The organism is Lacrimispora xylanisolvens (assembly GCF_002934545.1).
Taxonomy (GTDB): domain Bacteria; phylum Bacillota; class Clostridia; order Lachnospirales; family Lachnospiraceae; genus Lacrimispora; species Lacrimispora xylanisolvens.
This window is the reverse complement of record NZ_PTJA01000007.1, coordinates 228,382-254,388: the sequence shown is the minus strand read 5'-3', so window position 1 is coordinate 254,388 and position 26,007 is coordinate 228,382. Positions and strand designations below refer to the sequence as shown.

General features: G+C 40.8%; 25 protein-coding genes. 21 read left to right on the top strand and 4 right to left on the bottom strand.

The window, feature by feature from the left end:
* Nucleotides 1-127 precede the first annotated feature (127 nt).
* The 4 genes from BXY41_RS14845 (at nt 128) to BXY41_RS14830 (ending at nt 5,577) form a co-directional block, all read left to right on the top strand.
* Nucleotides 128-2,260: a U32 family peptidase gene (locus BXY41_RS14845; protein ID WP_104437680.1), complete on the top strand. Its 2,133-nt coding sequence runs from the start codon at nt 128-130 to the stop codon at nt 2,258-2,260.
* Nucleotides 2,261-2,267: 7 nt separating this feature from the next.
* Nucleotides 2,268-3,593, top strand: coding sequence for an FtsW/RodA/SpoVE family cell cycle protein (locus BXY41_RS14840; RefSeq protein WP_104437629.1), 1,326 nt, complete (start codon nt 2,268-2,270; stop codon nt 3,591-3,593).
* The gene (locus tag BXY41_RS14835) at nt 3,583-5,007 is read left to right on the top strand and encodes a peptidoglycan D,D-transpeptidase FtsI family protein (RefSeq protein WP_242980209.1); all 1,425 of its coding nucleotides are present in this window, start codon (nt 3,583-3,585) and stop codon (nt 5,005-5,007) included. Before BXY41_RS14840 ends, BXY41_RS14835 begins: the two co-directional genes overlap by 11 nt.
* Nucleotides 5,008-5,124: 117 nt before the next feature.
* Nucleotides 5,125-5,577, top strand: a complete 453-nt coding sequence (locus BXY41_RS14830; RefSeq protein WP_097005819.1) for an NUDIX hydrolase — start codon at nt 5,125-5,127, stop codon at nt 5,575-5,577.
* Between the two features lie 83 nt (nt 5,578-5,660).
* Here BXY41_RS14830 and BXY41_RS14825 read toward each other — a convergent pair whose 3' ends face one another.
* Nucleotides 5,661-6,482, bottom strand: a complete 822-nt coding sequence (locus tag BXY41_RS14825; RefSeq protein WP_104437627.1) for a CZB domain-containing protein — start codon at nt 6,480-6,482, stop codon at nt 5,661-5,663.
* A 181-nt stretch (nt 6,483-6,663) separates the two neighbouring features.
* On the opposite strand from BXY41_RS14825, the gene BXY41_RS14820 reads away from it, so the two are divergent.
* The 5 genes from BXY41_RS14820 (at nt 6,664) to cysK (ending at nt 11,136) form a co-directional block, all read left to right on the top strand.
* Nucleotides 6,664-7,161 carry a macro domain-containing protein gene (locus BXY41_RS14820; protein ID WP_104437626.1) on the top strand — a complete coding sequence of 166 codons (498 nt, stop codon included), beginning with the start codon at nt 6,664-6,666 and terminating at the stop codon, nt 7,159-7,161.
* 49 nt (nt 7,162-7,210) lie between these two features.
* Nucleotides 7,211-7,444 carry a hypothetical protein gene (locus tag BXY41_RS14815; protein ID WP_104437625.1) on the top strand — a complete coding sequence of 78 codons (234 nt, stop codon included), beginning with the start codon at nt 7,211-7,213 and terminating at the stop codon, nt 7,442-7,444.
* Between the two features lie 34 nt (nt 7,445-7,478).
* The gene (locus BXY41_RS14810; protein WP_104437624.1) at nt 7,479-8,555 is read left to right on the top strand and encodes a 5'-3' exonuclease; all 1,077 of its coding nucleotides are present in this window, start codon (nt 7,479-7,481) and stop codon (nt 8,553-8,555) included.
* 78 nt (nt 8,556-8,633) lie between these two features.
* Entirely contained in the window at nt 8,634-10,130 is a 1,497-nt protein-coding gene (locus BXY41_RS14805) for a carboxypeptidase M32 (RefSeq protein WP_104437623.1), read from the top strand.
* 76 nt (nt 10,131-10,206) lie between these two features.
* The gene (gene cysK, locus BXY41_RS14800) at nt 10,207-11,136 is read left to right on the top strand and encodes a cysteine synthase A (protein WP_104437622.1); all 930 of its coding nucleotides are present in this window, start codon (nt 10,207-10,209) and stop codon (nt 11,134-11,136) included.
* Nucleotides 11,137-11,190: 54 nt separating this feature from the next.
* Here cysK and BXY41_RS14795 read toward each other — a convergent pair whose 3' ends face one another.
* Entirely contained in the window at nt 11,191-12,021 is an 831-nt protein-coding gene (locus BXY41_RS14795; RefSeq protein WP_104437621.1) for a YihY/virulence factor BrkB family protein, read from the bottom strand.
* Between the two features lie 103 nt (nt 12,022-12,124).
* Between BXY41_RS14795 and BXY41_RS14790 the strand changes: the two genes are divergently transcribed.
* Nucleotides 12,125-13,015, top strand: coding sequence for an SPL family radical SAM protein (locus BXY41_RS14790; RefSeq protein ID WP_104437620.1), 891 nt, complete (start codon nt 12,125-12,127; stop codon nt 13,013-13,015).
* Here BXY41_RS14790 and BXY41_RS14785 read toward each other — a convergent pair.
* A complete protein-coding gene (locus BXY41_RS14785; RefSeq protein WP_104437619.1) occupies nt 13,012-13,899 on the bottom strand; it encodes a LysR family transcriptional regulator in 888 nt (295 codons plus the stop codon). The genes BXY41_RS14790 and BXY41_RS14785 overlap by 4 nt on opposite strands.
* 115 nt (nt 13,900-14,014) lie before the next feature.
* Here BXY41_RS14785 and BXY41_RS14780 point away from each other — a divergent pair, with 115 nt between their 5' ends.
* The 10 genes from BXY41_RS14780 (at nt 14,015) to BXY41_RS26795 (ending at nt 23,110) form a co-directional block, all read left to right on the top strand.
* Complete coding sequence (locus BXY41_RS14780) at nt 14,015-15,745, top strand: ABC transporter ATP-binding protein (protein ID WP_104437618.1); 1,731 nt, start codon at nt 14,015-14,017, stop codon at nt 15,743-15,745.
* A 1-nt stretch (nt 15,746) separates the two neighbouring features.
* Nucleotides 15,747-17,492 carry an ABC transporter ATP-binding protein gene (locus tag BXY41_RS14775; RefSeq protein ID WP_104437617.1) on the top strand — a complete coding sequence of 582 codons (1,746 nt, stop codon included), beginning with the start codon at nt 15,747-15,749 and terminating at the stop codon, nt 17,490-17,492.
* 150 nt (nt 17,493-17,642) lie between these two features.
* Nucleotides 17,643-18,419: a LytR/AlgR family response regulator transcription factor gene (locus BXY41_RS14770; protein WP_104437616.1), complete on the top strand. Its 777-nt coding sequence runs from the start codon at nt 17,643-17,645 to the stop codon at nt 18,417-18,419.
* A 1-nt stretch (nt 18,420) separates the two neighbouring features.
* Entirely contained in the window at nt 18,421-19,734 is a 1,314-nt protein-coding gene (locus tag BXY41_RS14765; RefSeq protein ID WP_170072383.1) for a sensor histidine kinase, read from the top strand.
* A 102-nt stretch (nt 19,735-19,836) separates the two neighbouring features.
* The gene (locus BXY41_RS14760; RefSeq protein WP_242980208.1) at nt 19,837-19,998 is read left to right on the top strand and encodes a cyclic lactone autoinducer peptide; all 162 of its coding nucleotides are present in this window, start codon (nt 19,837-19,839) and stop codon (nt 19,996-19,998) included.
* On the top strand, nt 19,998-20,576 hold the full coding sequence (locus BXY41_RS14755; RefSeq protein WP_104437614.1) for an accessory gene regulator ArgB-like protein: 579 nt from the start codon (nt 19,998-20,000) through the stop codon (nt 20,574-20,576). The genes BXY41_RS14760 and BXY41_RS14755 overlap by 1 nt, the downstream gene beginning before the upstream one ends.
* A gap of 218 nt (nt 20,577-20,794) precedes the next feature.
* A complete protein-coding gene (locus BXY41_RS14750; RefSeq protein WP_104437613.1) occupies nt 20,795-21,265 on the top strand; it encodes a hypothetical protein in 471 nt (156 codons plus the stop codon).
* Nucleotides 21,266-21,286: 21 nt separating this feature from the next.
* Nucleotides 21,287-21,877 (top strand): hypothetical protein, encoded by a 591-nt coding sequence (locus tag BXY41_RS14745; RefSeq protein ID WP_104437612.1) that lies wholly within the window; start codon nt 21,287-21,289, stop codon nt 21,875-21,877.
* Nucleotides 21,864-22,940: a hypothetical protein gene (locus tag BXY41_RS14740; RefSeq protein ID WP_104437611.1), complete on the top strand. Its 1,077-nt coding sequence runs from the start codon at nt 21,864-21,866 to the stop codon at nt 22,938-22,940. Before BXY41_RS14745 ends, BXY41_RS14740 begins: the two co-directional genes overlap by 14 nt.
* Nucleotides 22,937-23,110: a hypothetical protein gene (locus BXY41_RS26795; RefSeq protein WP_170072381.1), complete on the top strand. Its 174-nt coding sequence runs from the start codon at nt 22,937-22,939 to the stop codon at nt 23,108-23,110. The genes BXY41_RS14740 and BXY41_RS26795 overlap by 4 nt, the downstream gene beginning before the upstream one ends.
* A gap of 84 nt (nt 23,111-23,194) precedes the next feature.
* Here BXY41_RS26795 and BXY41_RS14735 read toward each other — a convergent pair whose 3' ends face one another.
* A complete protein-coding gene (locus BXY41_RS14735) occupies nt 23,195-23,506 on the bottom strand; it encodes a helix-turn-helix domain-containing protein (protein ID WP_104437610.1) in 312 nt (103 codons plus the stop codon).
* Between the two features lie 346 nt (nt 23,507-23,852).
* Between BXY41_RS14735 and BXY41_RS14730 the strand changes: the two genes are divergently transcribed.
* On the top strand, nt 23,853-25,925 hold the full coding sequence (locus BXY41_RS14730) for a methyl-accepting chemotaxis protein (protein WP_170072379.1): 2,073 nt from the start codon (nt 23,853-23,855) through the stop codon (nt 25,923-25,925).
* Nucleotides 25,926-26,007: the final 82 nt, after the last annotated feature.

The window sequence follows — 26,007 nt, the reverse complement described above, 5'->3', positions numbered from 1 at the left end:
GGGGGTGTTTCATGGATTTTCCGTGACCTCCTCCTTTTTATCAATCAGAAATTAATTACTGATATTTTTGGAGGCAGATGTGAAAAAAATAGTTGAGATCCTTGCTCCGGCAGGCTCGTTTGAAAGCATGAAAGCGGCAGTAGCCGCAGGCGCAGATGCAGTATATATTGGAGGAAGCCGGTTCGGGGCCAGAGCATTCGCAGAAAATCCAGGAGAGGACAAGCTGCTGGAGGCCATTGACTATGTTCATCTTCATGGTAGAAAACTCTATTTAACTGTCAATACTCTTATGAAAGAACAGGAGATGAAGGAACTTTTTGAGTACCTTCTTCCTTACTATCGTCAGGGACTTGATGCTGTTATTGTTCAGGACTTGGGAGTGCTTTCTTTTGTAAGGGAGCATTTTCCGGATCTTCCCATTCATGCCAGCACACAGATGACGATTACCGGAGTTTATGGAGCCGGGCTTTTAAAGGAGCTTGGTGCAGAACGGGTCGTAACTGCCAGGGAACTGTCATTAAAAGAGATCCGGCAGATTCACCAGCAGGTTGATGTAGAAATCGAAAGCTTTGTTCATGGGGCTCTCTGCTATTGTTATTCCGGTCAGTGTCTTTTCAGCAGTCTCATCGGGGGCAGAAGTGGGAACCGTGGAAGATGTGCTCAGACCTGCCGTCTTCCGTTTGATGTAAAAGATAAGGGAAAGACTCTTGGGAAAAAAGAGGAGCGTTACTGCTTAAGTCTGAAAGATTTAAGTACATTGGATCTGATACCGGATATGATAGAGGCCGGAGTCTATTCCATGAAGATCGAGGGCAGAATGAAAAGTCCCAGATATACGGCCGGAGTGGTAAGCATTTACCGCAAATATGCGGATCTTTATCTGGAAAAAGGCAGAAACGGTTATAAAGTAGAAGACGGAGACAGAAAAGTACTTCTGGATCTCTTTGACAGAGGCGGACAGACAGACGGCTATTATAAGAAACATAATGGCAGAGATATGATAGTATGGAAGGAAAAACCGTCATTCAGGGAGGGGAACAATCAGTTATTTGATATGCTTGACCGTGAATATGTGGATAAGCAGTTAAAAGTGGCCGTTAGCGGTAAGATTTTCCTTTCAGAAGGAGAAAAGGCTTCCCTGACCCTTGCGTCACAGGAACATCGCATTGTGATAGAAGGAGATCTTGTAATGACGGCTTTAAACCAGCCGATGTCAGAAGAAAAAGTGTTAAAGCAGCTGAACAAAACAGGGAATACTCCATTTTTATTTGAGAACCTGGAGGCAGAGATTAATGGCAATGTCTTTGTTCCTGTTCAGGCACTGAATGAGTTAAGGCGCAGAGGTCTGGAAGAACTGGAGGCAGAGATACTTCGGGAATACAAAAGAGAATACCCACAGAATGAAGTTTCTGGTGAAGGTAATAATGTTTTAAAAATTCCAGTATCTGAGCCGGCAAAACTTACTGTTTCTCTTGAAAAGCCAGAATGTTTTGACGCAGTGGTTTGCAATCCCGATGTATACAGACTTTATATAGAAGCAGCTCATTTTGAATCGGAACGGTGGAGTCAATATGTAAATGTGTGCCATGAAAAGGGAAAAGAGTGTTATCTGACCATGCCTCATATTTTCCGAACCGAAGCCCAGCTGTTCTTTGACCGTCATCAGAACTATTTAAAAGAAGCAGGTTTTGACGGCTTTTTAATCCGTTCCATGGAAGAACCGGGTTATTTAAAGAAGACAGGCATAAGAGGAAATCTTGTTTTTGATTTCGGCGTATATGGAATGAATAACCAGGCACAAAAGATGCTTAAGAATCTTGGTGCAGATGAGATCACCTGGCCTGTGGAATTAAACAGCAGAGAATTGGAAAAGCTAGAGATTCCAGGAGAACTGTTAATCTACGGTCGTCTTCCAATGATGGTGACAGCGCAGTGCATTCACCAGGGAATGGAGCGGTGTGATAAGACGCCGGTTGAATTAAATTTAAAAGATCGTATGGGAAAAGAATTTCCTGTAAGAAACCATTGTGTATTTTGCTACAATTCCATTTATAACTCAGCACCCCTTTCTCTTTTGGGATTAAGTGATACCGTGAGTTCTTTATCACCCGCCTCTTTAAGACTTCAATTTACAACCGAGGGTCCAGGAGAGACAGAAACCATTATTAAGGCTTTTTCAGACGAGTTTCTAAGGGGGAAAAAGGCAGAAATGAATCTGCCGGAATTTACGAGGGGACATTTTAAACGCGGTATCGAGTAGGTGATTTATGATTAATCTGATAATAGACGTATCCCGGTATCTGATGATACTGCTGATCGCTTTATACACATATTTAAATTTCAGATATTTTTCTTTTCAGGATGATAAGAGAAAAAACAGCATTTGCAGGCGGCAGAACATATTGATGTTTCTGATTCATCTTCTGGCGTATGGAATCATCTGGCTGGAGACAGAAGATGAGCGGATGCTTGTTTTCTATGGAGCGCAGGTCCTGTTCTTTTTTGGTTACCTGCTTTTATACCGGCTGTTTTACAGAAACTTATCAAAGCTTTTGGTCAATAATATGTGTATGCTTTTATCCATAGGCTTTATTATGCTTACCAGATTGTCATTTGACAAAGCGGTGAAGCAGTTTACCATTGTAGTTGTGGCGGCGGCAGTAACCTGTATTATACCATTTATCATTGACAGGGTATGGCAGCTTAGCAAAATTCCCTGGGTTTATGGCATAGGAGGGGTAATCCTTCTTGGAATTGTGTGTGTCGCTGGTACTACAAGCTATGGAGCCCAGCTTTCCATCGGGGTAGCTGGATTTTCCTTCCAGCCGTCTGAATTTGTAAAGATCAGTTATGTTTTTTTTATCGCTACCATGTTTTACCGCTCTGTCAGTAACCGGACAATTCTTTTGGTCAGTGGTGTTTCTGCGCTTCATGTGCTGATACTGGTACTGTCAAAGGATTTAGGCAGTGCACTGATATTCTTTATCACCTATGTGTTTATGCTTTTTATAGCCACAGGCAAATGGCGGTACTTACTTGGAGGAACGGCGGGAGGAATTTTAGCGTCTACACTTGCATTCCAGTTATTTAGTCATGTAAAGACCAGGGTTGCGGCGTGGTTGAATCCATGGTCTGATATTGCTGGAAAAGGATATCAGATCAGTCAGTCCCTGTTTGCCATTGGAACAGGCGGCTGGTTTGGAATGGGGCTTTACCGCGGAATGCCAAGAAAAATCCCGGTTGTGGAAAAAGATTTTATATTTTCCGCCATTTCAGAGGAAATGGGTGGGATTTTCGCCCTCTGTGTCCTTTTAATATGCCTTGGCTGCTTTCTGCAGTTTATGATGGTTGCAGGGAATATGCAGGCCGTATTTTATAAGCTTATCGCCTTTGGGCTGGGCATGATCTATGCGATCCAGGTCTTTTTAACCGTCGGGGGAGTGACCAAATTCATCCCTTCAACTGGTGTCACCCTTCCTCTTGTCAGTTATGGGGGAAGTTCGGTGCTAAGTACTTTTATTATTTTTGGAATTATCCAGGGACTTTATATTCTAAAGCGCAATGAAGAGGAAGAGGACCAATATGAAAGCTAATGCGAATCCAAAAGCAAATCATCAGATCTTAATTTTAACCTATGGTATTGTTCTGCTATTTATAGGTCTGGTGGTTTATTATGGATACTTTCTTCAGGTGAAGAGCGACAGTGTAATTAATAATTCCTATAATGCCAGACTGGACAGCTTTGCAGACCGGGTAGTAAGAGGAGAGATCAGGAGCAGTAACGGTCAGGTCCTTGCCCGGACGGATGTGGATGGTGAAGGACATGAGACCAGGGTTTATCCATACGATTCCATGTTTGCCCATGCAGTGGGATATTCGGTAAACGGAAAGACCGGGCTGGAGGCCCAGTCTAATTTCTATCTGCTTACCAGCCATGTCAATATCATGGAACAGGTAATTAATGAATTGTCTTCCAGAAAAAATCAGGGAGATAACGTGGTGACGACCCTGGATGTGGATCTTCAGAAAAAGGCGTATGAAGCACTTGGAAAAAGAAACGGGGCAGTTGTTGTAATGGAACCTGATACGGGTAAGATTCTTGCCATGGTATCAAAGCCTGATTATAATCCCAACACCATTTTAAGTGACTGGAATAGTCTGGTTGCAGAAGAAAATACATCAGGACAGCTGTTAAACCGGGCAACCCAGGGACTATATCCGCCAGGTTCCACATTTAAGATTGTTACGGCACTGGAATACATCCGCGAAAATCCTGAAAACTATAAAGACTATGTTTTTGACTGTGACGGGATTTATGAAAATGGGGATTACTCCATCAAATGCTATCATGAGACCGCCCATGGACATCAGAATTTTACTCAGGCATTTGCCAACTCCTGCAACGGAGCCTTTTCAAATCTTGGCCTTATGATGGATTTAAACGGTTTAAGGAATACATCCCAGCAGCTGCTGTTTAATACAGACCTTTCTTTGCCGTTTCCGTCCAACAGAAGTTCATATATTATGGCGCCAGGGGCAGATACGTGGCAGATACTTCAGACCGCCATTGGCCAGGGTCAGACCCAGATTACTCCTCTTCATAATGCCATGATTACTGCAGCCATTGCCAACGGGGGGACTTTGATGAAACCTTATCTGATCGACCATGTGGAGAATGCGGGAGGAGATATCATTAAGAAATTTGTGCCCCAGGCTTACGGGAATATCATGACTGCGGAAGAATCAGCCAAAATGACAGAGCTGATGCAGGCTGTGATCACGGAAGGAACCGGATCTGCTCTTCGGACAGATGCTTATACAGTGGCAGGAAAGACAGGGTCAGCGGAATTTGATAAAAACAAAGAGACTCATGCCTGGTTTGTGGGATATGCGCCTGCAGAGCACCCAAAGATAGCTGTCAGTGTGATAGTAGAAGAGGGAGGATCCGGGGGAAAAACTGCCGCACCCATTGCCAGATCGCTTTTTGATTTATATTTTTCCAGATAAGGTCAGCGATTACACACTTGCATATCATTATAAAAAGAGGTATACTATAGCCAGTCTGTGAGACACACCAAAATCGGGATCCCTATGGATTCACGGTTTCACTCTGGAGGAATTGCAATGATAGAAGCAACGAGTTGTGGCGGTGTGGTTATTTTTCGAGGTAAAATTCTGGTTTTATATAAGAATTACAAAAACAAGTATGAAGGTTGGGTTTTGCCAAAGGGAACAGTAGAAGCGGGTGAAGAGTATAAAGAGACGGCGCTTCGGGAAGTTAAAGAAGAGACCGGAGTAAGTGCGTCCATTATCAAGTACATTGGTAAGAGTCAGTATTCTTTCAATACGCCTCAGGATATGGTGGAAAAGGATGTATACTGGTATCTCATGATGGCCGACAGCTATTACAGTAAACCACAGCGGGAAGAATATTTTATTGATTCAGGATACTATAAGTTCCATGAAGCGTATCATCTTCTGAAATTTTCCAACGAAAAACAGATTTTGGAAAAAGCATACAATGAATATCTGGATTTGAAGAAGAGCAACCTTTGGGGTAATAAAAAGTATTTCTGAAAGAAGTCAGAGTTGTTTTCCTGACTGTAAAAAGAGCCGGAAAAGCTTCTGCCAAAACTTTTCCGGCTCTTCTCTATTTATTGTTAAAAAGTTAATTCCAGATCTCTGAATTTCGCCATCAGTGTCTCAGGGTTAAGTTCAAAGATCAGTCCTTCCCGTTTTTCACTTTCCATAACTCTGCCTAAATAGGAACAATGATTTACCATAGGGTCTTCGTGACGCTCAGAGATAATATCCAGATCCTCAACAGCCACGATTTCGTCTACAACAATACCCCACTGGATACCATCAAGTATCAAAACCATCTCTTTATAAATGGTAGAACGGAACAGATCCTTTGTCTGATCCAGAAGTTTTAAAATAACTGGCATGGATTCGCCTTTTACCCGCTTTAAAACCGTTTGCAGGCATTCGGATTCCTGGCAGTTTTCACAGTCTCTTTTGCAGTCTTCTGCCTCAGCTGCCGCCTTATGGAGTTTCTCGTGAGGTTCTTCGATTTTTTTAAGATGATTCATAATTGACTGGTTATCAGTGGTAAAATTATCGTACCATTTTCCAAATGCACACTGGTGGGAATCTTTTGCCAGAGTAAAGGAGCCGCCTTCTTTGATATATCGTTCAAGCTCATTGACCCAGTGGATGTGATCCTGTTTTCTGGCATCAATCATCTGCTCAAAGTCTCTGCATTCTTCTACAATGGGCTTTAAACCAAACGTAATGCGTAAATCCATCATATTTATGACCTGGTTCCGGTACTTAAACATTCCGGTAACATTCGCTGGCGCGGCAGGAATGGTGCTGTATTCCGGCAACTGTAAAATTGTGGATATGTATTTGCTGTTTATGCAGTATAAAGAACCTGCAATTTTAAATATAATGTAGGGGCATTTAATCTCTTTTTCCATTCTCTTACGTACCTTACCTTTTTTATTTGCTGTTAATGTTTATTATAAATCTTATTTCCCTATACTTCAACGGGTTTTTGGAAAATATATGTTAAAACTTGAGGAATGTACTATGAATAACTGGAAAATCAGGGTATAATGAGTTAGGATATCTGATTAGATAAGCTTGGAGGAATGAATTATGCTAAAGTATTTCAGTGGAGATATCTTTAATTCCGATGCGGACATTATCTGTCATCAGGTGAATTGCCAGGGAGTATTTGGACGGGGAATTGCCGGGCAGATTAAAACGATGTTTCCTGAGGTAGAGAAGACATATCGGATTATTACAAAACAGTGGCAGGAGCAGGCCGGCGGAATTACCTCCGGTTTATTAGGCAGGGTTTCAGCTCAGCCGGTTGAATTAAATGGCCGGTGGTTTCTGATTGCCAATCTTTACGGACAGGATAATTATGGAAAGAATGGAATTTATACGGATTATAGAGCGCTTTTGCAGGCTGTGACTGAGATCCGGGATTTTGTAGATGTCAGAGGTAAACTGGAAAAAGTGGCATTTCCCTATGGAATCGGCTGTGGGAATGCAGGTGGAGACTGGAATAAAGTAGAAGAGATTATAAACAGCTGCTTTTCGGATTACCAGGGTGAAGTTCAGATTTGGAAAAATGAATCACAATCATAAAAATATCATTGCAGCATAAAGTCAGCAAAAATATCCGGGAGGAACGAATATGGCTAAAGTCAGCTCTTTAAGCCGCAGTATCACTGCTTTTTATGTGGAATGGAGTGCGCTCAATCACTATTTATCATCTTATGAATGCGATAGAAATGGTCTGCCCTATGTTGGATTTTCAGACCCCCGCGTTCAAAAGCTGTGGAAGGGATTGTCTGCTCAGGAGCGGAAGGAAATCATGAAACGGCTGGGCGCAAAGAATGAAACGGAATTGCAGAATTATTTTACTTAATTCCGTCTGGAACGGAAAAGAATGGAGTTTATAGATGTCAGAAAATAAATTTGTGGTTGTAGATGGCTCATCCATGCTGTCAACCTGCTATTATGCAGTTTTGCCCAGAGAAATCATGTTTGCCAAGACAGAAGAGGAAAAACTGAAGCATTATGATAAGATTCTTCATGCAAAGGATGGAACGTATACCAATGCCATCTTTGGTATGCTTAAGATGATAGTATCCCTTATGAAGAAGCAGCAGCCCGGCCACATCGCCTTTGTTTTTGATAAAACCAGAGATACCTTTCGCAGAGAACTGTATTCCCAGTATAAAGGGACAAGAGGGTCCACACCGGATCCGTTAAAAGAACAGTTTGTACTCATGGAACGGATTTTAGAGGAAGCAGGATTTAAAGTGCTTTACAGCGATCAGTATGAGGCAGATGATTATGCGGGAAGTCTGGTTATGAAATTCAGGGAACAGATCCCCATGGTTGTTTTAACCAAGGATCATGACTATCTTCAGCTGGTAAGTGATGAATATAATGTCCGTGCGTGGATGGTTCAGTCCCGCCAGGAGAAAGCGGACGAGCTTTATAAAAAATATTATTCTTTTTACGGCTTCGGGAAAGAAGAGATTAATCTTCCGGAAAAAGTATTCGAATATACATCGGATACGGTTCTGCGTGAGGAAGGTGTGATGCCGGAGCAGATTCCGGATTTAAAGGGAATACAGGGTGATGCTTCTGATAATATTCCTGGTGTAAAAGGGGTTAGCAGTGCAGCACCATTACTGCTTCGGGAATATGGAACTGTAGAGAACATTTACGCGGCCATACACGAAGCGGAATCAGACAAAAAGCGGTTAAAGGATCTTCAGGATTTTTGGAAGAATGATCTGGGAATTTCAAGATCACCGTATAAAGCCATGACGAAAACCAGCGAAGAAGAACTTTGCGGAGAAAAGGCAGCTTTATTATCTAAAATTCTTGCTACCATGAAAACAGATATCGAAATCGATTTTCAATTAGAAGATTTTAACGTTTCTTCTTATATGGAAGAGAAGATCCGGGAATGGCTGGTAAGGCTGGATATAAAAGAAGCTTCCATCTTTGGCAGCGGAAAATAAATCCGTTCCAGTATTATTTCAATGGGTTTGGAGACAATCATACAGAATGTCCCGATTTTTTGTAAAGGAGAAATAATAATGAATAAAACTTATGAAAACTTATCTTCTATATTAGAAAAGACAATGGCTCTGCAGACTGCTCTCGTTCTTTTTGAGTGGGATAATGAGACACTGGCTCCGGAAGAATCAGGATCTTATACTGCCAGAGTGATTGGTACTCTTTCTGAGGAGTATTACGGATTTATGACTGGTAATGAAATGGGAGACGCCATTGCAGCGTGTGAAAAAGAATCTGATTTATCTGAGATCCAGCAGGCAGTTTTAAACGGCGCAAAGGAAGCCAGAGAGGAACTGATCTGCATCCCGAAAGCGGAATACAGGGAGAATGCCCAGCTCATAGCAGAAGCAGCGAGAGTGTGGTTTAAGGCAAAAAAGAATGAAGATTACGATTCTTTTCTGCCTACGTTAGAAAAGGTAATTAATTATAAAAGAAAAGTCGCCTCCTATCGGAAGAAAGACGGACAGAAGCTTTACGATGTCCTTCTTGCTGAATATGAGAAGGGCTTTGATACAGAGCTTTTGGATGAATTTTTCGGCAGACTGAAGGAAGAGATCATTCCTCTTCTAAAAGAAATTAAAGAGAATGGAAAAGAAATTGACGATTCCTTTCTCACTGGAGGCTACCCCGTAGAAAAGCAGGAGGAGATGGCTCGTTTTCTTGCTGAGTATATCGGGTTTGATTTCCATAGAGGCGTATTGTCTGAGAGCGCCCACCCATTCACCACCAATCTTCACAATCATGACGTCCGCATCACAACCAGTTATCATGATAAGATGGACAGCTCCATGTTTTCTGTGATCCATGAGGGCGGTCATGGACTTTATGAATTGGGAATCAGCGATGAGATTACTCAGACGCCAGTGGGACAGGGAACTTCTATGGGAATGCATGAATCCCAGTCCAGATTTTATGAAAATATCATTGGCCGTAATCCTAACTTCTGGATTCCTCTTTATGATAAATTAAAAGAGCTTTATCCTGACAAGCTTGATTCTGTGTCCATAGACCAGTATATGGAAGCCATTAACAAGGTTGATCCCGGATTTATCCGTACAGAAGCAGATGAACTGACTTACAGCCTTCACATTCTGATCCGCTATGAGCTGGAGAAGATGATTATGGAAGAAGATGTGGACTTAAAGAAACTGCCGGAAATCTGGGCTGATAAATACGAAGAATATTTGGGTATCCGTCCGGAACAGGTTTCAAAAGGGATTTTGCAGGATATTCACTGGTCTCAGGGACTGTTTGGTTACTTCCCTTCTTATGCACTTGGGAATGCCTTTGGAGCACAGCTCTATTTCCACATGAAGAAAGAGATGGATTTTGACCAGCTTTTAAGAGATGGAAAGATGGATGTGATCAAAGAATATCTGCGAAGCCATATTCATCAGTACGGAAAGATGAAGACAAGCCGTGAGATCTTAAAGGCGGCAACAGGTGAGGACTTTACTCCGGAATATTTCATTGATTACCTGAAAGAAAAGTACCGCAAGATTTACGGTTTATCATAATAATACATGCCTGCAGATAAAATATAATCAGGACACATACGCGGGATTTATAAACGTATGAGAAAAGAGGATGATTATGGGAAATATCAAAAAAAGTGCTATGGAACTCATCGGCAATACTCCTTTGCTGGAACTCTCCAATTATGAAAGGAAGCATGGACTGAAAGCTTCTGTCATTGCAAAGCTGGAATATTTTAATCCGGCAGGCAGTGTGAAAGACAGAGCAGCATTAGCCATGATTGAGGCTGGAGAAAAAGACGGTACGATTAAACCAGGTGCCACCATTATTGAACCTACTTCCGGGAATACCGGGATCGGTATTGCCAGTATTGCTGCCATGAAAGGCTACCGTGCGATCCTGACTATGCCAGAGACCATGAGTGTAGAAAGAAGGAATCTTTTAAAAGCGTATGGGGCTGAAATTGTGCTTACAGAAGGAACAAAAGGAATGAGAGGCGCAATTGAAAAAGCAGAAGAGCTGCAAAAAGAGATAGAAGGTTCGGTTATTATGGGACAGTTTGATAATCCTGCGAATCCAAGAATACATCGTGAAACAACCGGACCTGAAATTTGGGCGGATACAGATGGGAAAGTCGATGTATTTGTTGCAGGAATTGGTACTGGGGGAACAATCACTGGTGCTGGGGAATTTTTAAAAGACAGGAACCCGCACATCAGAATTATTGGGGTTGAGCCGGCAGGATCACCCATTCTTTCAGGCGGAAAGCCAGGTCCTCATGGAATTCAGGGAATTGGAGCTGGTTTTGTTCCAACTGTACTCAACAGGGATGTATACGATGAAATTATACCGGTAGAGAATAATGACGCATATGAAACCGGAAAAGAGATCGCTAAGACAGAAGGAATTCTTGTGGGTATCTCCTCAGCCGCAGCTGTATGGGCTGCGAAAGAAGTAGCGAAACGGCCTGAATTCCAAGGCAAGACAATCGTAGTGCTTCTTCCTGACACAGGTGACAGATATTTGTCAACGCCTCTTTTTTCTTAGATCGTCCGTATCAAAAAGCCAGGGATTCTTAAGGGAATCACTGGCTTTCCTAAGTTATGTTCCGTCTTTCCAGTTTTCTGAGTAATAATAATTGATCTCGGCTCCGAAAAACAGGATGGAGATGCAAAAATAAAGCCATAACATCAAGAGGACGATGGCAGTCAGGCTTCCGTACATCACGGAATAGTTGCTGAAGTTGCTAAAATAGATAGAAAAAGCAAAGGAGAAACCGATCCAGCCAAGGGTAGAAAATACGGCACCCGGGATCTGCTTCATAAATTGCTGTTTCTTTTCAGGTACATAGGTATAAAGCATGGCAAAACACAAGGTGAGAATAAATAAAAGCATGGTACGAAAGCTGATAACATATCGGGTGATCTCACCTAGGATAGGAAAATGATGGTTCATAAATGACTGTATGGAACCTCCCAGTACTAAAAGTACAAGCGTCAGAAGACAGATGATAATGAATACAACCGTATAACAGGCACAGACAAAACGGGTCATTAAATAGCTCCTCTTATTCTCCTGACCGAAAACACGGTTTAATCCACGCTCTATGCTCAGCATGCCTCTGGAAGCGGACCAGATCGCGGCAATGGCAGTAGCAGATAAAATTGCCGCAGGAGTATGAGTATAAAGATCTTCAATTACAGTAACGATGACGCTGTCAATCTCTAAAGTGCTTGGAATAATTGTGATTAAAACCTGGAGCAGGTTTGCTTTTGTAATGGATGGGATAAACTGAATCATTGCTAATAACAGCATAATAAACGGAAAAGCAGCAATTATGGTAAAAAATGATGCCTGTGCTGCATAGACAGTCATTTCATCTCTGGTAAATTTGTCGTATATCTGCTTGCAGCGCAATAACAAACGTATCATAATAAACTCTTCCCTTCTTATCTCGTATAAGCATATTAACATGGAAGAAAGAAAATATCAAGGGATCACCTTTTTAGCAAAATAAGAAAGAGAGGACGGAGGTATGGAGCTCATTCCTGCAAAGACAATTGTAACAAAAACAAAGGATTCCGGGTGGTTCGGGATTGATTATAACATGAATATTTACAGGGGTTGCAGTCATGGTTGCATTTACTGTGACAGCCGTTCGGACTGTTATGGAATAGACCGGTTTGATCAGGTTCGGGTCAAAGAAGATGCTCTGCGGATTATCCGGGATGATTTAAGACGAAAGGTAAAAAACGGAGTGGTGGGCACAGGGGCTATGAGTGATCCTTATAATCCGCTGGAAAAGGAATTGGAACTAACCAGACATGCTCTGGAATTAATTGATGCTTTTGGTTTCGGTGCAGCAATTGCCACAAAAAGCAATCTGCTTACCAGAGACATTGATATACTGGAAAGTATAGCAGATCATTCTCCTGTACTGTTAAAAGTTACGGTTACAACCACTGACGATGCCCTGGCTGCTAAATTAGAGCCAAGAGTCTCCAGACCCTCTGACCGGTTGTCTTTGATTGCGGCGTTAAAGGATCGGGGACTGTTTGCAGGGATTCTCCTCATGCCAGTGCTTCCTTTTTTAGAGGATCATGAGGAGAATATACGTTCAATTATAAATGCCGCAAAAGAAACCGGCGCCGATTTTATCTATCCTGCTTTTGGGGTCACACTTCGTAACAATCAAAGAGAATGGTATTACGACCGTTTAAGGGAGTTGTTTCCCGGGGAACATCTTGACGAAAAATACATGAAACAGTATAAAAATAATTATCATTGTACCAGTCCCAAAGCACGTAAATTATGGCAAATATTTTCGGAAGAGTGTGAGCGCAACAGGATTCTGTATAAAATGCCGGATATCATTCATGCTTATAAGAAAAATTACCAGATAACCCAGTTAAGCCTGTTTGATTAAAGCATACCGTTCTGACAACCAAAACTATTTACAAATTCTCTGGCTATGTTTGAAACATAGCCATTTTTTTTATAAACTGCTGCAATCTGAGTGACTGTATCAGGAGAATCAATCTCCTTAAACATCAGGTTATTCTGCCCTGTGATATCGCAGATGGATTGAGGCACCAGTGCGATCCCCAGTCCGGCTTTTGCCCATTGAAGACAGGTTCTTGCATCGTCATTTCGGCAGAATATATCTGGCTCTGTGCCGCTGTTTTGAAATGCGAGAGATATGATGGAATCAAATCTGCGGTAATATATCAGCCGCTTTCCCGTTAAGCCGGTGATACTTACTTTGTCATCTGATATCTGCGGAAAAAATTCTGGAATCCCCACTGCCATAATCGGTTCTTTCTTACCATAGACACATTCCAGCCCTTCCGGATTAAAAGGTGTCCGTATAATCGAGCACTCAACCAGTCCGTTTTTCATCTTCTCCAGCAGCTCATAGGTGTTTCCCTCTGTCACTTCAAACCGGACACCTGGATGATCTGCTGTAAAATGTTTCAGAAAATCCACAAGAACTGTTCCCGCTGAAGAGATGACACCCAGCTTTAACAGGCCTCTGGCAGAAGAGGGGAAGTGTTTTAAATCCTCTGATACGGAATCCATCAGAGATAAAATATCTCTTGCTTTAAAATATAAATAAGTTCCTGCTTCTGTAAGCTCTGTTTTTTTCGCACCCCGCTCAAAAAGTCTGACCCCCAATTCTTCTTCCAAAAGCATGATCTGCTTGCTTAAAGGCGGCTGGGATATTCCCAGTTTCTTTGCGGCAGCGGTAAAACTGCCGGTTTCTGAAATGACTGTAAAATAATAAAGCTGTTTTGAATTAATCGGAACCATATGGTACATCCTCTATTCATAAGATTTTCATTTTGTACTTGTATAATTATATCAAAATGGTATAATAATACAAGGCATTATTCTAAAAAAGTATTGATTACGGAGGAAAAGGAACATGAAAAAGCTCCTTAAATATTTAAAAGAGTATAAGCTGGAAAGTATCCTGGGGCCTTTATTTAAACTTCTGGAAGCCAGCTTTGAGCTTTTAGTGCCTTTGGTTATGGCCAGAGTCATTGATATTGGAATTAAGAATCACGATCTGCACTATATTCTTTCTATGGGCGGATTGCTGGTGTTGTTAGGCATTATAGGGCTTGCCTGCTCCATTACTGCCCAGTATTTCGCAGCAAAGGCAGCAGCCGGATTTGGCACCTCACTGAGAAATGATTTATTTGCCCATATCAACAGCCTGTCTTATCAGGAAATTGATACCGTCGGGACTGCGACTCTGATTACACGAATGACCAGCGATGTGAATCAGGTTCAATCAGGGGTCAATCTGTTTTTACGGTTGTTTCTCCGTTCGCCCTTTGTGGTATTCGGTGCAATGATCATGGCATTTACCATAGATTTTAAGGCGGCTCTTATATTTATGGTTTCCATACCTGTGCTTTCTGTTGTAGTATTTGGCATAATGATTATAAGTATGCCTTTATATAAGAAGGTACAAAAACAGCTGGACCGGGTTTTACTGACTGCAAGAGAAAATTTAGGCGGAGTCCGTGTAATTCGTGCCTTTAACCGCCAGAATGATGAAATCCGCCGGTTTGATGAAGAAAACGGCATGCTGGTAAAATTTCAGGTGTTTGTAGGAAAGATCTCTGCACTGATGAATCCTCTTACTTATGTCATTATTAACCTTGCAATCATAGTTCTGATTAACACTGGCGCAAACCGGGTTGAATCGGGTATCATCACCCAGGGTCAGGTAGTGGCTCTGGTGAATTATATGTCTCAGATTCTGGTAGAACTGGTTAAACTGGCAAACCTGATTATTACCATATCAAAAGCACTGGCCTGCGCCAACCGGATCAGTTCCGTATTTTCCATGGAATCAGGAATCAGGGAGACAAATCACGATATTGTCAAGGAAGATGCAGATGTACCCAAGGTGGAATTTGATCAAGTCAGTCTTTTTTATCAGGGAGCAAAAGCAGAATCACTGGCCGGAATTGAATTTCAGGCTATGAAAGGTGAAACAATTGGAATTATAGGCGGAACCGGTTCTGGTAAAACCACACTGGTAAATTTAATTCCCCGATTTTACGATGTATCAAAGGGAAATGTTAAAGTGGGAGGGATTGACGTCAGAAATTATCCTCTCAGCCAGCTGAGAAATATGGTTGGAATCGTTCCTCAAAGAGCGGTATTGTTTAAAGGAAGCATCAGGGAAAACATGCAGTGGGGAAAAAGAGATGCCTCTGATGAAGAGATTTACCGTGCTCTTACCATTGCCCAGGCGAAGGATTTTGTGGATGAGAAAGGCGAGGGCCTTGACTTTATTATAGAGGCAGGAGGTAAGAACTTATCCGGAGGGCAGCGTCAGCGTCTTACCATTGCCAGAGCGGTTGTCAAAGATCCCCAGATTCTCATTTTAGATGACAGCGCTTCAGCACTGGATTTTGCCACAGACGCCCGCCTTCGTAAGGCAATTAAAGAAGAAACAAAAGACATGACAGTATTTCTGGTATCCCAGAGAGCCTCCACAATCAGAAATGCAGACCGAATTGTCGTTTTAGACGACGGACAGATGGCAGGCTGCGGAAATCATGGTGATTTAATGGAATCCTGTGAAGTCTACCGTGAGATCTGCCTTTCCCAGCTGTCTGAAAAGGAGGTGCAGTAATATGAATATAAAAAAGCACAAGTCCACAATTAAGCGGATTTTAAATAAGATTGCAAAGTATAAATGGAGTGTGATGGCCTCCCTGTTCTGCGCATTTCTGACCGTGGTTTTCACTTTGTATGTTCCCATATTAATCGGCCGTGCAATTGACTGTATTGTAGGTGCAGGAGCGGTAGACTTTAGCGCCATGGGTATGATACTTTTGCAGATTGCTGTTGTCATACTGATTACTGCAGCAGCGCAGTGGGTGATGAGCCATATTAACAATCAGATCACCTACCGTGTAGTAAAGGATATCAGAACCCAGGCATTTAACAAGCTGGAAATTCTTCCTTTAAAGTATATAGATTCCCATGCCCACGGGGATATTATCAGCAGAATTATTGCTGATATCGATCAGTTTTCAGATGGCCTGCTCATGGGATTTACCCAGCTTTTCACTGGAGTTTTAACAATCCTTGGAACATTGTTTTTTATGTTTTATATTAATCCGGTGATTGCTGCCTTAGTTGTTCTTGTTACACCGCTGTCTCTGTTTGTGGCCAGCTTTATTGCAAAAAGAACTTACAGCATGTTCCGGATGCAGTCTCAGACCAGGGGAGAGCTGACTTCACTGGTGGAAGAGATGTTAGGAAATCAGAAAGTAGTGAAAGCCTTTGCATATGAAGACGAAGCTCAGAAAAAATTTGAAGTTATTAATGAAGACCTTCGTCTATGGGGGCTGAAAGCGACATTTTTTTCTTCCATCACAAATCCGGCAACCCGGTTTGTAAACAGCCTTGTATATGCGTGTGTAGGAATTGCAGGAGCATTTGCTGCAGTCAATGGCCTTTTAACAGTGGGACAGCTGTCCAGCTTTCTAAGCTATGCCAATCAGTATACGAAACCGTTTAATGAGATTTCAGGAGTGGTAACAGAGCTTCAGAACGCACTTGCTTCTGCTGCCAGGGTATTTGAATTAATTGATGAAGAAATAGAAGTACCAGATGACAGCAATGCGATTGTACTGGATGATGCAAGGGGTGAGGTGGTACTGGAACATGTTGACTTCTCCTACAATCCCACTGTACCTCTGATTGAAGATATGAATCTTCATGCGGGGCAGGGAAAGCGGATCGCCATTGTTGGCCCCACAGGCTGCGGAAAAAGTACTGTCATCAACCTGCTTATGCGTTTTTATGATGTAAATGCGGGATCAATCAAGGTTGATGGAAACGATGTGCGGCATATAACCAGAAAAAGTTTAAGGTCTGAATATGGAATGGTTCTTCAGGAAACCTGGTTAAAGACAGGTACCATAAGAGAGAATATTGCATATGGGAAGCCGGAGGCTTCGGAAGATGAAATTATAACAGCAGCAAAAGAAGCCCATGCCCACAGCTTTATTTCCCGAATGCCTCAGGGATATGATACAATCATATCAGAAGACGGAGGTAATTTATCCCAGGGACAGAAGCAGCTCTTGTGCATTGCCAGAGTTATGCTCTGTCTGCCGCCAATTCTTATTCTTGATGAGGCGACTTCATCCATTGATACAAGGACGGAATTAAAGATACAAAAGGCGTTCGCGAAAATGATGGAAGGACGTACCAGTTTTATTGTTGCCCATCGTCTTTCCACAATCAAGGAGGCAGATGTCATACTTGTCATGAGAGATGGCCATATTATTGAACAGGGAACTCATGAAGATCTCCTCTCTAAAAATGGTTTTTATGCTCAGCTTTACAACAGCCAGTTTGCGGTATAATTCGGCAGGATAATTATGGATCAGGCACCGGGAAAATATGAATTTTGTATTTTTCTGGCGCCTTTTCTTGTATTATTGACATATTTCTTATAGAATAAGAGAGATAGTACGATATCTAATAGAAAGTAATTAAGTAAGAGGGGAAAAAGTATGTTTGAAATTGCTATTTGTGATGATAGTATCGGCGACAGAGAGCGTTTAAAAGAACGAATTGGAAAAAACATGCCGGAAAGCGACAAGTTCCGCATCCATGAATATGATTCAGGAATCAGTCTTCTGGCAGCGATAAAGAACATCAGATTTTCTATTATATTTCTTGATGTTCAGATGAATGAAATGAATGGAGAAGAAACAGCTGTCAGGGTTCGTCAGCTGGATAATAATGTGATACTGGTTTTTTATACGGGTTTTGCGGAACCTTCGCCGCGTAGTTTTGAAGTTCAGCCATATCGGTATATTATGAAGAATATGACTGATGAAGTTATGGACCGTTACATAAGGGATTCTCTTGATAAAATGATCGAATTGGGACAGGCACCCCTGCTTTCTGCCAATGTAAACCGGGAGCGGCTGTTTTTAAGAGCAGATGATATTGTTTACATTGAAAAATATAAGAAAAACACCAGAGTCCATATTTCTGAAAGTTCAATCAGAATCTATGGAATAAAAGATTTAGATAGCAGTGACGTTCCGGATATCCGCGTTTCAGAAAGACTGGAAACAATTTACGAACGCCTTAAAAAATATGGTTTTGGCTATCCACACGACAGCTATATTATAAATTTTAAATATTTGATCTACTGCACCAGTAAAATATTGCGGCTGAAGGATGTTGACACCATGTTTCAGATAACCAGAAGCAAGGCGCAGGAGTTTCATATGCTGAAGGAAGAATTTATGTTATCAAAATATAAGGATGGCATTTGATATGGGAAATGATTTGTTGTCAATAAACAGGCTTTTATTTTGTGGTGCAGATGTTTATATGATGTGCAGATTTTTTGCCGCCATATATCCTTTTAAAACTTTTGGTATGAAGCGTCATATAATTAGTTTAGTTATAACATTATTAATTTTTGTTGAAAATGCAATTGGCAGTGTGGGCCTGAATTTTATTACAATTCCACTTTTTTGTTATATTTATGCTTTGCTATTATTTAAAGTTTCATTTACAAATGGAATTGCATATACCATAATTTATTTTGCTTTTGTGGGAGGAAAAGAAGTTCTTTTTGAACTATTATATCGTTTCTTTTCATATAATCTGCCTTTTTATATACCTCCATGGTTCACATCAGGAGGAGTATATTTTTTAATATTAGAATATATTGTAGGTATTCTATTTTTAATTTATATTGAAAAGTATATTAAAAAAATAAACATAAGGAATAATAATGGATTTTCGTGGTATTTACTGATTCTGCCAATTTTATCCCTTGCTATTTCAAGCAGCTTTTTATATATGGATTTTCCTAAGACTATTGTTTTGCAATTTTTTATGTGCGGTGGTGCGGTGTTATTATATCTATCAAATGCAGCTATATTTATCATCCTGGAGAGATATACGGATATGATGAATAAAATAAAATATGCAGAACTTTATTCGGTTAAAAGAGAGATGGAAAATGACCATTTTCAGAATATTTTAAAAATAAATGACCATTACCGCTGCTTTATGCATGATGTTCACTCTTATTTTAACAGTTTTCGTTTATTAGCTTTAAATGGGGAAAACAATAAAATAGTTGAAATTATTGATGAATTAAAGGGTAAAATACAAGAAGAGATTAATATAGTAATTTATAGTAGCAATCCAGTATTTAATGCTATTTTATCTGAACGTGTTTCAAAGGCGAAGGAACTTGATATACAGTTATCTATTTTTATAGAAAAAAATTTAAATTTGGATTTCATATCAGATTCCGATATGATTTCAATGTTTGGTAATCTGCTTGACAATGCGCTGGAGGCAGCTGCGAAGTGTGAGGCGGGAAAGCGAATGGTAAATATAAAACTATTTATGGGAACTAATTATTTTCTGATATTCCATATTGAAAATAGTTTTAAAGTGAAAGTCAAAAAGGAGGGGGATAAACTGCTGTCAACAAAAGAAGATTCAAAACATCATGGTTTGGGAGTAGGAATCGTAACATCGTTGGCAGAGAAGTATGGAGGGTCATTAAATCTTTCTCAAAAAGATAATTTATTCGATACAGTATTAACGATTTCTGCGTTTTTGTAAGGGCTGTGTGCAAATTTTGGCACTCAACGTGTATAATTTTGGCACTTGACTTGAAAAACATAAATTACTGTTATATTATGAAAGAAAAAAGGAGGTCTCAAAATGAGAAAAATGTTAAATGCTTTAAAAGGAAAAGTATCAATGGTGAAGGTGATGAACACATGCGCATTACTGGTTGCAGCTTATACAATTAATGTAACCTGTTTCTGGGCTCATCATCAGCCAGAAGTGCCAGAAGAGGCTAAGATGCTCAGGAAGTTCTAATGTTACAACGGATTTCAGAAGACATAGTCAGCTGGCAAATTAAAAAGAATCTTTTAAAAGATGATCAGCGCGCTTTATATCTTTACGCCTATGAGGTATTAATTAACCAGATTATTAACATAGTCGTGGCTGTGTTCATAGCGGTAATCATGCGTGCACCTATGCCAGTGTTTGTGTTCCTTGCCAGCTATATACCATTAAGGTCATATTGCGGCGGGTATCACGCAAGAACCAATGGAGTCTGTACTGTAGTTTCAGCAATCCTTATTCTGATTGTCTGTCTGCTTGAGAAGTACATAGTCGGGACAGTGGCTCTTATATTGCCAATTGCAGGGTTTCTTATTTCAGGAATTCTGATCTTTAAGTTTGCACCTGTTCCTGACAGGAACAAGCTTCTCGATGAAGAGGAGACAAGCCGTTACCGGTCAAAAAGCAGACAGTTCTGGTTAATGGAAGTAATCGTAGGTGCGATATTCTGGTTTGTTAATATGAGAGTCTGTGTTGTACTGGCCATAAGCCATATGCTGCTGTCCGTTATGCTTGTATATGGAGTGCTGAAAATTAGTAAAGTGAAATAGGAAAACGAGACTGTTGTTCTGGCAACAGTCTCGTTTTTCTATTATAGATTCACTGGTTTTAGCAAAGGAGAAATCTAATTGTATGCTGTTTCAACTGGTCCGGCATGCAAATTTTGGAGCTCAATGTGTACAATTTTAGCACTTCGGTTGAATTTCTTTCAGTAATATGTAGAATGTAAATTATAAGTGATATAGTTCTCGGAACGAAAGGAGGGCTGATGGTGCAGAATAAAAGAAACAATGAAAGCTATTACCAATACAGAGCAAGCTGCTCAATCCGCAAGGAGGATGGAACAGAGGAAATAAAAAATTACGAATTGGAAACAGATATTTTATACGGAGATCTCCATTTTTGGAATCGTTTATATTATCTGAAAAAAAGTCAGAATATGCTGTTTGACTTTGCATCCCGTGAACCCGGAATTGTAAAATGCAGAATCTTACAGGAAAGGCTGGTTTTAATACCAAGATTTACTTATAAATCACAAAAGACTGTATGCAGAAAAGGATCATTAATCAAAAGACTGCTGCTGGTAATTGAAGTGATAGTATTACTGCTTTTGGTTATGACCAGAGCATCTGCTGCAGGAGAGGAAGAACAGGGTATTTACGCAAAAGGTCAGGAACTGTCTTATATTGCAGGCCATGGAGAGGAGAACATGGTACAGTATATATTAGATAAAGATTGAACATACCAGAGAGGAAGAATCATGTGTGAAGAAGAGAAACTGATGAATGACAGGCATCTTGAACGGATTAACCGGTTTACCAGTATTGAAACAGGGATTTATGTGGAGGGAGAATTGCTTCAGTTTTGTGAAGCAAGGATGTTTGATAACGAAGTGGGTATCTTTCTTCCCTCCACCTTTAAGGATATGAAACCGGAAGATGCGAAGAAAAAGTATTTTTCTGAGCAGCGTCCTGAAATTATAAAAACAAATGAGGATGGCACTGTTAATTTCTCCTTCAGTATGGTAGAAAGAGAGATTAAGCCAGAACAGCTTGCGGATGTAATACAGGAATTTTATCTTGTTTTAAAGCGATTTCAACCAATGAGTGTTTGTCTGGAAGATGGGACAGAGTCAGCCCATAATGTACCTTTTGCATGGATGGAATTTATCAGTACAGCTCTTGATGATAATCTATTTAATACATTGATTATTTATCCGGTGGGCAGAAAGCTGCTGATGGTAATGTTTAGCTGTCCGTTTGAGAAAAGGCTGGACTGGAGCCGTTGCTTAAGTGAAATCCGCAAGAGTATTACGATATATAGTAAGGAGAATGAAATTGGAGCAACTTAGAATCTATTTGGATTCCGGGGGAATGTTTTATCCGACACAATGTTTTATTGATAAAAGAGTAAACGAACATTTTACAGCTGTTGTAACCGGAATGGTAAGTGCAGAAAAAGATACTCTGATTCTTAGAGGATCGAAGGAGGTTTTGCTGACTATAACTTTTCTTGACGAGAAAAAGAAAGAAACACCTGTTTTCAAAGGAAGAATTGAAAGAAGATATGAGATTCAGGCAGATGGAGCTGTGTACTGGAATCTGTTTGCAGTGTCCCTGACTATGGATCTTGACAGAGAAAAGCATATAAGGACGTTTCAGGGGGAGGGACAGAATTATCTTCAGATAATTGGATCGGTGCTTGCCGGATATGAGAATACAACTGTAGTTTTAAATAAAGAGATGCGGGAAATGTCCGATGGTCTGGCTGTACAGTATATGGAGACAGACTGGCAGTTTTTAATACGTCTTGCAGCAAAGAAAAATCAGATTCTGGTGGCAGACAGTGTTCATAATAACATCTGTTTCCATTTTGGAAGAATAAAAAGAAAAGGCAGAAAGTGTTTTAACTCCGATCAGTACCGTATCAAATGTTATGATGACTTTGAGAAAGGTGAGACTGTTGAATATCTGATTAAAAGCAGAAAGTGCCTGCACTTATGTGATTGTGTGATGATAGAAGACAGCGCTTATTACATATACTCCATGAGTATGAATTTCAGCGGGAGTAAGGTGGAGTTTGATTATGTACTCCGCACCCGGTCCGGTTTTCTGGTTCCGGCAAAGGAGCATTTAAGTCTTGCAGGACTTATGATCATGGGGAATGTTAAAAATACAGGCGAGAACGCAGTTCAGATAAAGCTGCTGAGTGAGAAAGATGAAACCTATGGAAAACCCATCTGGTTTCCGTTTTCTTCTGTATATACGTCACCGGAAGGAACGGGCTTGTATGTTACACCCAAACCAGGAGATCCCATTCGGTTGTATTTACCAGATGGCTGGGAAGAACATGCGTATGCAATTGGTTGCGTTCCGGCTGGAGATACGGCTGGCGAAAGGAAGGAGATTATATGACAAAAGATCAGACATTTCAGGATTTATACGGATATTTTTTTGGAATGCTAAATAGAGGAGATCTGGATGAATTATATGTAAGGGCTTTGGAGGCAATTCCCTCTATTGTTTCCCTGGATGAGATCAATGATGTTAAAAATTCATCAGGTGTCAGCAGTTTAAGAACATAAAAAGCACTTCCCTTTGTACCTCAAAATCCCCGTACTTTTGCACGGGGACAATGAAATAATCTGTTATCAAAGGTTTGTTTGCGCCTATTTTGACTGAAGCCGGTTAATCATGGTTAAGATCAGCAGTAAATCACTTTCCGGCAAAGATTTAAGCTTGTCTATTGTATCCCTGACTAAAGGCGGGTTGGGATTATCATTATCGAAAAAATCTTTCGGCGTTACGCTTAAGTACTCACAGATTGCCAGAAACTCCGCCATGGAAGGGAGACTTCTGCCGCTGGAGATACTTTGTACGTAACTTCTGCTGTGTCCAAGTTCCAGGCTCATCTTATGTTCTGCCACTCCCTTTTTAAGACGTAATTCTGTAATTCTTTTATTGATATAGTCTTGATCCATTATAGTCACCTCTCGTACTATATTTTATGATAATAAAATTTGTAAAATACACGATTAAAATATGTAAAATTCATATATTGCATAATTTGAATACCAATAGTATAATTGAAAACTGTTAATATTATGTAAAAAGTGCAGGGAGGAAAGGAGTTTGTATTAATATAAAAGTTCTGATAATCAGTTTATATGTACATAAGTAAAAATGCAATAGAAAAAGCGGAATCAGGCATACATAATATTAGCAAATGTAATTAGTAAATTTTACCTTGGTGTGTTATGATGTTTTTAACAAAAATGTCGAAACATGCAGTATGAGGTCGAAGTCCGAACTACAGGAGATAAAATTATGAAAAGAAGAGTAGGAATCAGAAGCATTGGGATCAAGATGCTCCTTGGCATTTTACCCGTCGTAGTGCTGGCACTGGCACTATTAGCGAAGCTCAGTGAATCTACAAGCAGTGAGTTGATTGAGCAGCAGAGTAATTCCACTATGGAATCAGAACTGAAAGCGAATGTAAACGGCATTGACAATTATTTGAATGCGGTAGAGACCACAGCCATGAATATTTCTCATATCGTAGGAGCCTCTTATCAGTCTACGGATCTTGATACATACGGTAAGGCCATAGCAGATATTATATCTGGCAATGAGTTAATACTTGGCAGCGGAATCTGGTTTGAACCAAATGTATATGATCCCCAGCAAAAGTATGTAGGGCCTTACTGGTATAAAGACGGGAATAAGGTGACCTTAACCAATGAATACAGCAATGAGAGCTATGACTATTTTAATCAGGCGTATTACAAATCCGTATCAGGAGGGACAAAGGATGCAATTATAACCGATCCTTATTTTGATCCCACGCTCAATATGATGATGGCAAGCTGTACAGCTCCTATTTATGACAGCAGCAATCGTTTCATTGGAGCAGTTACGGTAGATATGCAGCTTAGCGATATTGACGAACTGATTAAATCGATTAAAGTTGGTAAGAACGGAACTGCAGTACTAATTTCCGGTGAAGGTGTTTATCTTTGCGGCGCAGATGCAGAAAAAGTGAGTAAGGGTGTCAATATGACTCAGGATGAGAATGCCACACTTTCCGCAGCAGCAGCCCAGATGGTGGCGAACGACAAAGGAAAGACGGTTTATACAGAGGGTGGAGAAACTTATAACCTCTATTATGATACGGTTCCGGGAGTGGGTTGGATCATCATGATTAAGATGCCTCAATCTGAACTGGCAGAGCCCATTGTTGCCTTAAATGAAAAGCTGGCGAAAATCAGCGCAGCAGCTTTGGTTTTATGTATCATCGCAGTTCTGTTTCAGGTCGGAAGTATCACATCAGGTCTTAAGAAGGTCCGCAAGTTTGCAGGTTCACTTGCAGACGGTGATTTTACGGTACAGCCGTTGAAATCCAGACGCAAAGATGAACTGGGTCAGATGAGCAGCTCATTAAATAATATGTTCCAAAGCAATAAAGGAGTGATCGAGCAGATTTCCGACCAGGCAGGTGATATTACGGATGCCAGTATTCATTTAAATAAAGTATCAACAGGTCTGCTTGTTCAGTTCAGCGATGTGAAAACATATATGAGTGATGTAGACAAGGCGATGATGTCTTCCAGTGCAGCAACAGAAGAACTGAATGCTTCTCTTGCAGAGGTAAACTCATCGGTAGGAGTACTTGCCAGTGAGACGGAAAAGAGCAGCAAGATGGCTGGCGAGATTATGGAACGGGCAAAAGACATTGAGAAAAAAAGCAGGGAAGCTTATGACAATGCCATTGTGATTTCACAGGAAAGAGAACAGGATCTCCAGATGGCTGTCCAGCACGCAAAGGTCGTGGAACGGATCGGCGATATGGCTCGTCTTATTTCCAATACCGCATCCCAGATTAATCTTCTGTCACTCAATGCCTCGATTGAAGCGGTAAGGGCAGGAGAACAGGGCAGAGGCTTCGCAGTCGTTGCCAGAGAAATCGGAAAACTTGCCAAGGATACTTCTGAGATTGTAAAAGAAATCGAGGGCACCATAACAGATGTTCAGAATGCATTTTCCATGATGTTAGACGGATCACAGTCTATGCTGTTGTTCTTAAGAGATACCGTAACTCCTGATTACGACAATTTTGTGAATGTAGGACAGCAATATGGCAGGGATGCCGTTACTGTTGAAGAAATCTCCAATGAAGTGGAGGAGATGGCGACCAACATCAGCCAGGTAATGCAGGAAGTGCGGGATGCCATACAGAATGTTTCCGAATCCGTCCAGACTACGGCAGGCAACAGCAGCATGGTTCTTAGCACGATTGAAAAAGCATACATAGTTGTACAGGACATGTCAAAGATGTCAGAGAAGCAGGAGCGGATTGCAGAGGAGCTTAAGACAGTGGTTTCCGGCTTCAAATTAAAGTAATTTAAGCTACAGTCACCTGTACCTCCGCCATATTGAAATGGCGGAGGTAATAAGTGATGAAATGCATAAAAGAAATATGGCA

Coding starts and splice junctions, on each gene's coding strand:
- BXY41_RS14845 (WP_104437680.1), top strand. CDS start 128: ATGAAAGCGGCAGTAGCCGCAGGCGCAGATGCAGTATATATTGGAGGA.
- BXY41_RS14840 (WP_104437629.1), top strand. CDS start 2,268: ATGATTAATCTGATAATAGACGTATCCCGGTATCTGATGATACTGCTG.
- BXY41_RS14835 (WP_242980209.1), top strand. CDS start 3,583: ATGAAAGCTAATGCGAATCCAAAAGCAAATCATCAGATCTTAATTTTA.
- BXY41_RS14830 (WP_097005819.1), top strand. CDS start 5,125: ATGATAGAAGCAACGAGTTGTGGCGGTGTGGTTATTTTTCGAGGTAAA.
- BXY41_RS14825 (WP_104437627.1), bottom strand. CDS start 6,482: ATGGAAAAAGAGATTAAATGCCCCTACATTATATTTAAAATTGCAGGT.
- BXY41_RS14820 (WP_104437626.1), top strand. CDS start 6,664: ATGCTAAAGTATTTCAGTGGAGATATCTTTAATTCCGATGCGGACATT.
- BXY41_RS14815 (WP_104437625.1), top strand. CDS start 7,211: ATGGCTAAAGTCAGCTCTTTAAGCCGCAGTATCACTGCTTTTTATGTG.
- BXY41_RS14810 (WP_104437624.1), top strand. CDS start 7,479: ATGTCAGAAAATAAATTTGTGGTTGTAGATGGCTCATCCATGCTGTCA.
- BXY41_RS14805 (WP_104437623.1), top strand. CDS start 8,634: ATGAATAAAACTTATGAAAACTTATCTTCTATATTAGAAAAGACAATG.
- cysK (WP_104437622.1), top strand. CDS start 10,207: ATGGGAAATATCAAAAAAAGTGCTATGGAACTCATCGGCAATACTCCT.
- BXY41_RS14795 (WP_104437621.1), bottom strand. CDS start 12,021: ATGATACGTTTGTTATTGCGCTGCAAGCAGATATACGACAAATTTACC.
- BXY41_RS14790 (WP_104437620.1), top strand. CDS start 12,125: ATGGAGCTCATTCCTGCAAAGACAATTGTAACAAAAACAAAGGATTCC.
- BXY41_RS14785 (WP_104437619.1), bottom strand. CDS start 13,899: ATGGTTCCGATTAATTCAAAACAGCTTTATTATTTTACAGTCATTTCA.
- BXY41_RS14780 (WP_104437618.1), top strand. CDS start 14,015: ATGAAAAAGCTCCTTAAATATTTAAAAGAGTATAAGCTGGAAAGTATC.
- BXY41_RS14775 (WP_104437617.1), top strand. CDS start 15,747: ATGAATATAAAAAAGCACAAGTCCACAATTAAGCGGATTTTAAATAAG.
- BXY41_RS14770 (WP_104437616.1), top strand. CDS start 17,643: ATGTTTGAAATTGCTATTTGTGATGATAGTATCGGCGACAGAGAGCGT.
- BXY41_RS14765 (WP_170072383.1), top strand. CDS start 18,421: ATGGGAAATGATTTGTTGTCAATAAACAGGCTTTTATTTTGTGGTGCA.
- BXY41_RS14760 (WP_242980208.1), top strand. CDS start 19,837: ATGAGAAAAATGTTAAATGCTTTAAAAGGAAAAGTATCAATGGTGAAG.
- BXY41_RS14755 (WP_104437614.1), top strand. CDS start 19,998: ATGTTACAACGGATTTCAGAAGACATAGTCAGCTGGCAAATTAAAAAG.
- BXY41_RS14750 (WP_104437613.1), top strand. CDS start 20,795: ATGGTGCAGAATAAAAGAAACAATGAAAGCTATTACCAATACAGAGCA.
- BXY41_RS14745 (WP_104437612.1), top strand. CDS start 21,287: ATGTGTGAAGAAGAGAAACTGATGAATGACAGGCATCTTGAACGGATT.
- BXY41_RS26795 (WP_170072381.1), top strand. CDS start 22,937: ATGACAAAAGATCAGACATTTCAGGATTTATACGGATATTTTTTTGGA.
- BXY41_RS14735 (WP_104437610.1), bottom strand. CDS start 23,506: ATGGATCAAGACTATATCAATAAAAGAATTACAGAATTACGTCTTAAA.
- BXY41_RS14730 (WP_170072379.1), top strand. CDS start 23,853: ATGAAAAGAAGAGTAGGAATCAGAAGCATTGGGATCAAGATGCTCCTT.